Source organism: Clostridia bacterium, assembly GCA_036562685.1.
GTDB lineage: Bacteria > Bacillota > Clostridia > Christensenellales > DUVY01 > DUVY01.
In genome coordinates, this window is sequence record DATCJR010000214.1 from 1 (window position 1) to 6,678 (window position 6,678).

Sequence of the window (6,678 nt, forward strand, 5' to 3'; positions counted from 1 at the left end):
TTTTTGCCAAAAATTTATTAAAAAAATAGTTCAGGAAATTAGTTTTTTTTCTTGACAATTGGGATAAGATATTGTATATTTTTATAGTCGGTTTTGCAAGAGACCGATGTTTTTAAAAAGTGAGCTAAATTGATATGGGCCTTTAGCTCAGATGGTTAGAGCACTCGGCTCATAACCGATTGGTCCGGGGTTCAAGTCCCTGAAGGCCCACCATATTTGGCCCGGTAGTTCAGCTGGTTAGAACGCTAGCCTGTCACGCTAGAGGTCGAGGGTTCGAACCCCTTCCGGGTCGCCAAATTAAAGGTTGTTTTCCAAAATGTTTTATAAAAGCATTTTGGAAAATTAATTAAAAAGCCTTCAATTTTATTAAAAGCCCCAAAGGAAGCATCCAATTTGCCTCGGTAGCTCAGTCGGTAGAGCAGAGGACTGAAAATCCTCGTGTCGGTGGTTCGATTCCGCCCCGAGGCACCATTTGGCAAGGCACCTTTGGAATAAGATTTTTTGCTGGCGTAGCTCAACTGGCAGAGCAGCTGACTTGTAATCAGCAGGTTGATGGTTCAATTCCGTTCGCCAGCTCCATTTCGTGGGCGGGTTCCCGAGTGGCCAAAGGGAGCAGACTGTAAATCTGCCGTCTCCGACTTCGGTGGTTCGAATCCACCCCCTCCCACCAAATTAAATTAAAACCACTATTTTTAATAGTGGTTTTTTGTTTTTTAGTAATCTTTTTTTAGATATATAACATATTCAAGAGAGTTAATTTCAATCAAAATTCATAATTAAATAAACTTAAAACTAATTCTAAGAGCCTGAAATATTCTTTTTATCAAGTATTTTATAGATTTTATTCCCTTAAATCGTGTTTTTTTAACTATAAGCATAATAAAAAATTAATTTTTCAATTAAAACTTTATATGTTATAAGTATTATTTTACGAATAATGTTGAAAAACAGACTATTTTGTGTTATTATGTAGTTATATAAAAATATATGTTTATATAGGGAAAATAAATGAAAAAAGAAATAGCCGTTGCATCATTGTTACATGATGTTGGAAAAGTGGTTTACAGAAGCGGAAAAAATACTAATCATTCTGAATTAGGTGTTAAGTTTTTGAAAGAAGTTAATTCGCGGACAAAGACTATATTTGATGCTAATATAATTAACGCTGTTAATTTTCATCATTGGGAGCACTTAATAAACGCTAAAATTAAAGAAGATGATATTTCTTACATAATTTGTGAAGCTGATAACATTGCAGCTGGTATTGATAGAAAAAATGATAAAGATAATAAAATTAACAGTCCATTTTATAGAAAAACTCCTCTACAAAGTATTTTTTGCTTGATAAATGAAAAGACTGAACCAAAATATTATTCTAATGTTTCTGATAATTTAATTCAAGATTTTATTTTACCATCTGAAAAAAATGATTTAAGTTCACAACATTATGGCAAAATTGCAGATAAGTTAAAAAACGAATTAATAAATATTAATAATTTTTATGATGAGCCTGGTTATTTAAATACTTTGTTAGAATTAATAAAATCTAATTTATATTATGTCCCTTCAAGTACTCGTACAAACCAAATATGCGACATATCTTTATTTTTGCATAGCAAACTTACTGCTTGTATAGCTACAAGTATGTACGATTATTTGTCTTACAATAATCGCAATAATTATAAATACGAGATATTTAAACATAATTATAAATTTAGAAATGAAAAAGCGTTTTTAATGGCGAGCGTTGACATCAGCGGTATTCAAAAATTTATATACACAATAACAACGGCCAGTGCGCAAAAGCAGCTAAGAGCAAGATCAATTTATATTGAACTTGTCATGGAAAATCTGATCGATGAAATTTTGAATGAATTAGGATATTCAAGATGCAATCTTCTTTATTCAGGCGGCGGACATTTTTATCTTTTGATAGGAAATACTCCTCAAATCAAAACCAAGTTTGAAGACATTATAAAGAAGCAAAACGAATGGTTTATAGATAATATGGGTATTGCTTTATACGTCGCAGGAGCGTTGACTGAATGTTCTGGAAAGGAATTAATGTCTAAAACGCTTAAAGATAAGAAAAACTATAAGAACATTTTCAGGTCGTTATCAAAAGAATTATCTATAAAAAAACTTAAAAGATATGATTTTGATCAAATAGAAAAGCTCAATGACAGTGCAAAAGAACATACTCGCGAATGCAGGGTGTGCGGACTACCCAGCAAAACAGACAAAGATATTTGCGACATATGCAATTCATTAATAGATTTTGGCTCCGAATTTCTAAAAAAAGACATTGTGTTTGTGTTTACAAAAGATCAAACAGACCAAAGAAGAACACTTAAGATGTTTTCATATAAAAATAAAAACTATTATTTTCAAACCTGTCCAAGAGATCAAATTACAAGAGAAGAAATTAATAATTTGCCGTCTCAAAATATTGTCAGACTATATTCCAAAAACTCTTTTGAAGTTGGTTATAACAAAGAAGTAACAATATTTATGGGCGATTATAATATAAAAGGCTATACTTTTGATGAATATGCCAATAAGAGTATAGGAATAGAAAGATTAGGCGTTCTAAGAGCAGATGTAGATGATTTGGGCAAAACATTTATAAATGGTTTTGATATTGAAATCAAAGAAAATTATTCAACTATATCTAGGGCAACCGCTTTTTCTGAAAGTTTATCAATGTTTTTCAAATATTTCATAAATCGTATATCCGACAATCACAACTACAAAAAAGTGTCTTTAACCAATACTATTCAAGACTCGCCAAGAAATATATCCATAGTTTATAGCGGTGGCGATGACTTGTTTATAGTAGGCAGCTGGAATGAAGTGCTTGAGTTTGCAATTGACTTTTACAAACTTTTCAGACAATACACATGCGAAAAATTAACTCTTTCTGCAGGTTTTGGCATATATCCAAAAAGTTACCCCTTTTCTGCAATAGCGGCTGAAACAGGCGAATTGGAAAACTATGCCAAAATGAGCGGTAAAAATTGCATTGCATTATTTGATAAAAATCCAAACAATGTCTTTAAATGGGACGAGCTGGAAGATAAGGTAATCAATGAAAAACTTCACTTCTTATTAAGTCATTATAATAATAAAATCTCAGAAAACGGTTCAAGCAATATGTCTCAAGTGTATAATCTCCTAAATTATATACGCAATATAGAATACGATAAAATCAATCTGGCAAGATTAGCTTATGCGCTTGCAAGAATTCAAAACGATATGGATACAGAACAAAAAAATGACAGAGAATTTATTGATAAAATATATGAATGGTCAAAAAATGGCATTGATTCAAAAACTGGCCTAAATAATTATCAAAACAATGATCGGAAACAACTTATTGCGGCTTTAACATTATATATTTATTTGAAAAGGGAGAAAGAAAATGAATAATAAACAAGAGAAACCCAACGGCTATAATCACTCAGATTTTAAAAGTCGCCAACAGTCAAAAGAGAAGCAATCTCAAAGTCAACTACCGCAGATCAAAAAACCAGATCCAGAGTTCTTTAGCAAGATAGAAAAGGACTTTGTAAAAGAAGCGGAGACAGTAATGCTTGATTTGTTTAAGAATTCAGATCAGGTTGTTTCTACTAACCAAATACGAAATATATTATCGCTAATTAATAATATCACTTTAAAGATTAATTTATCAGAAAATAAAATCACGCCAGAAATTAAAAACGATATTAGGTATTTGATCGTAAAAATTTATTACGCATGCGGCAAAGACGAAAATGAATCAAAAAAATCAAAACCACAAAATTCAAAGGTAAAAGAATTTGTTGATAAATCAAAAATAATAGATTTGATTTTATGCATTGATGACAATGTACAAAAATGGACTATTTTTAGCAAATATGTAGAAGCGCTTATAGCATATCACAAATACTTCGGCGGAAAAGATTAAGGGAGGAGCAATGATGAAAAAATTGATAATCACTGGCGAAATAAAAGTTAATACAGGATTACATATCGGTGGGGGAGAAAGTTTTGCTGCGATTGGAGCAGTTAACAATGTAGTCGTAAAAGATCCTATAACTATGCTCCCGATTATACCTGGAAGCAGCCTAAAAGGAAAGATCAGGTCGTTATTGGCAAAAGAAAGAGGTTCTTTTGATTTTTCTAAAGATGGCCCTTATATCATGAGATTATTTGGCGGTTCAACAAGAACCGAAAAGACCGAGAATAACGGAAATGCAGAAAATAATTCCCAAAAAGCCGAGATTAATACCCAAAACGAAGATAAAAATTCAAAGAACTCCCAGTTTTATATGTCAAGACTGCAATTCTTTGATTGCTTTATATCTAATAATCAAGAGCTTAGCAATGTAGTGACAGAAATAAAATTTGAAAACACTATTAACAGGCAAACAGGTGCAGCAAAACCAAGGCAAGTAGAAAGAGTTGTAAAAGGTTCGGTTTTCAAATTCAAATTAGTTTACAATGTTGAAAACGAACAGGAAATAGAAGAAGACTTTAATATATTGGCAGAAGGTCTAAAATTATTGCAATTAGATTATTTGGGCGGTAACGGCACAAGAGGTTATGGCAGGATAGCGTTTAATAATCTTCATGTAAAAAGCGTTGAAGAAAATGAAGAAAATGAGTTGTTAAAAAAATTAAACGCGATTTTGAAGGATACCAATAATTATGCAAATGAAAAACTATTTGATTAAATTAAAGTTTTTAACATCAGTTCATTTTGGCAATGATCAAGCAACGCCCGACAAATCTTTGTCAGCAGAAACGATTCATGCTGATACATTTTATTCTGCAATGCTGATAGAGAGCTTGAGAAATGGCGGCATTGAACAATTAGAAAAGATTAATCAGATTTTTAAAAACGGCGCGTTAATATCTGACTTGATGCCATATTATGAAGATGATTATTTTATACCCAAACCAATAATGAATATTGAAGTCAATAGCCAGGAGAATATAGACAGAAAGCTGTTCAAAAATTTGAAATATATAAATATAAAAAACCTAAAAAATTATTTAGGTATGCATCAAGAAGGCTTGACAACTTATGATCCAAAAAGTGATTTGGAAACTATAGAAAAAATAGGAAAAGCATCAATAAGAGCGCAGCTTCAGATAGAAGAACCGTTTGGGAATTATCAAAATAGATTATTGGATCCCAGACCGTTTTTTTATGGAACATATACCTTTTCACAAAATAGCGGTTTGTATTTGATTTTAAGAATACATGAAAAAGATTTTGACCAAATATTTTCTTTAATTTCAACATTAGGTTTTAGCGGAATAGGGGGCAAAACAAGCAGCGGATTAGGAAAGTATGCTGTTCAAAAATGTATTTTAATCAATGAAAACCAAGAATTAGAAATGTTTGAACAACATTTTGACCTAAAAAACTTTTCTTCTTATATGACATTAACTGTTTGCTTTCCAAAAAAAGATGAGTTAAATAGAGTTCAAAAAAACGCTAGTTATATGTTGCTAAAACGGAGCGGATTTATTCAATCAAGTACTTATTCCGATACATTGCAAAAAAAGAGAGATATGTTTGTGTTTTCTCAAGGGTCTGTTTTTGATGAGATTTTTGAAGGAGACATTTTTGATGTTTCTAATGGCGGCAATCACAAAGTGTATAGATATCTGAAGCCGTTTTTGATTGGAGTACAAAATTATGAATTACTACAAAATTAATATAACCGTGCTTACTAGTGTTTTTATAGGCTCAGGCGAAGAAATTCAAAAATACGAATATATTGATGATAAAAAAAGTGATTTTATACGCATAATTAATCAAAAAAAATTAATCGAATTGCTGGGTAAAAATTATGATCGTTATCTTGAACTGATTGCAAATTTACATGCTTATAAAAATAATCAAGCGGCGTCATTGTACGATTTTTTGGTAAACTTAAGGCTATATCATTATGCAATAGACTCTTTAACTGAATATAAGATAAATAAAGGTATTGAATTAGGCAGTTTTTGCAGAATCAAAACTTTTGTTAAAGATCACAATAATCAACCTTATGTGCCTGGCAGCAGCATAAAAGGTATGCTGATCAATTCAATAAGTTCAGGCATTTTCCAAGATAATAAAAAAATAGATATTCAAAAAATAAGTTCTGCAATATCAGTATCTGACAGCAAGCCAATAAGTACGGATGATTTGATGCTTAACAAGGTTTATAGGTATAACTTTAAGAAAAGAAAAGAAAGTAACCTTAACGAATATATAGAAATTTTAAAGCCTGGCACCCAGATAAATTCTGTTTTGAGTTTGGATGAAAAAATTATAAAAATCGATGAAATAAAGGACCATCTGAAAACAACATATTCGGCGTATGATAAATATTATTTATCTAAATTTGGAGGGAAGGATATAATTTTTGCTAAAAGCAAAAATAATGGAATTATATCATATTTAGGAGCATATACAGGTTATCCTACCAAAACAATTATCTATCCAGTATATAAAGAGAAAGCCTCGCAAATAGCCGAAAGTCTATTGTCAAAAAAATCAAAAGATAAAGAGAAAGAAAAAGATAATGATAAAGCTAAAAATGATGTGTTCCCGCTTTGCCTGAAATGTACCCAAATTAATGGCAAATTACAAGAAAACGGCGCTATAGAAATTGCATTTGAAAAAATTGATTTAAAGGT

The 6,678-nt window shown here is 31.1% G+C and carries 5 protein-coding genes and 5 tRNA genes; all 10 read left to right on the forward strand.

What is annotated here, in order from left to right; genetic code table 11:
- The first annotated feature begins 136 nt into the window (after nucleotides 1-136).
- Nucleotides 137-213, forward strand: a tRNA-Ile gene (locus VIL26_09095).
- Between the two features lie 5 nt (nucleotides 214-218).
- A tRNA-Asp gene (locus VIL26_09100) sits at nucleotides 219-295 on the forward strand.
- Between the two features lie 100 nt (nucleotides 296-395).
- Nucleotides 396-471: transfer RNA gene (locus VIL26_09105), tRNA-Phe, on the forward strand.
- Nucleotides 472-503: 32 nt separating this feature from the next.
- Nucleotides 504-579, forward strand: a tRNA-Thr gene (locus VIL26_09110).
- A gap of 6 nt (nucleotides 580-585) precedes the next feature.
- Nucleotides 586-670 (forward strand) — tRNA-Tyr (locus VIL26_09115).
- A gap of 338 nt (nucleotides 671-1,008) precedes the next feature.
- On the forward strand, nucleotides 1,009-3,429 hold the full coding sequence (gene cas10 / locus VIL26_09120) for a type III-A CRISPR-associated protein Cas10/Csm1 (protein ID HEY8391082.1): 2,421 nt from the start codon (nucleotides 1,009-1,011) through the stop codon (nucleotides 3,427-3,429).
- Nucleotides 3,422-3,946, forward strand: a complete 525-nt coding sequence (gene csm2 / locus VIL26_09125; GenBank protein ID HEY8391083.1) for a type III-A CRISPR-associated protein Csm2 — start codon at nucleotides 3,422-3,424, stop codon at nucleotides 3,944-3,946. Before cas10 ends, csm2 begins: the two co-directional genes overlap by 8 nt.
- A 10-nt stretch (nucleotides 3,947-3,956) precedes the next feature.
- Nucleotides 3,957-4,715, forward strand: a complete 759-nt coding sequence (csm3, locus tag VIL26_09130) for a type III-A CRISPR-associated RAMP protein Csm3 (GenBank protein HEY8391084.1) — start codon at nucleotides 3,957-3,959, stop codon at nucleotides 4,713-4,715.
- The gene (gene csm4, locus VIL26_09135) at nucleotides 4,696-5,709 is read left to right on the forward strand and encodes a type III-A CRISPR-associated RAMP protein Csm4 (protein ID HEY8391085.1); all 1,014 of its coding nucleotides are present in this window, start codon (nucleotides 4,696-4,698) and stop codon (nucleotides 5,707-5,709) included. Before csm3 ends, csm4 begins: the two co-directional genes overlap by 20 nt.
- On the forward strand, nucleotides 5,690-6,678 hold a 989-nt coding region (csm5, locus tag VIL26_09140), incomplete at its 3' end, for a type III-A CRISPR-associated RAMP protein Csm5 (GenBank protein HEY8391086.1). The genes csm4 and csm5, both read left to right, overlap by 20 nt.

What these genes read in the sequence shown, in the direction of transcription:
- csm3 (HEY8391084.1), top strand. Translation starts at nt 3,957, where the DNA reads ATGATGAAAAAATTGATAATCACTGGCGAAATAAAAGTTAATACAGGA.
- cas10 (HEY8391082.1), top strand. Translation starts at nt 1,009, where the DNA reads ATGAAAAAAGAAATAGCCGTTGCATCATTGTTACATGATGTTGGAAAA.
- csm2 (HEY8391083.1), top strand. Translation starts at nt 3,422, where the DNA reads ATGAATAATAAACAAGAGAAACCCAACGGCTATAATCACTCAGATTTT.
- csm4 (HEY8391085.1), top strand. Translation starts at nt 4,696, where the DNA reads ATGAAAAACTATTTGATTAAATTAAAGTTTTTAACATCAGTTCATTTT.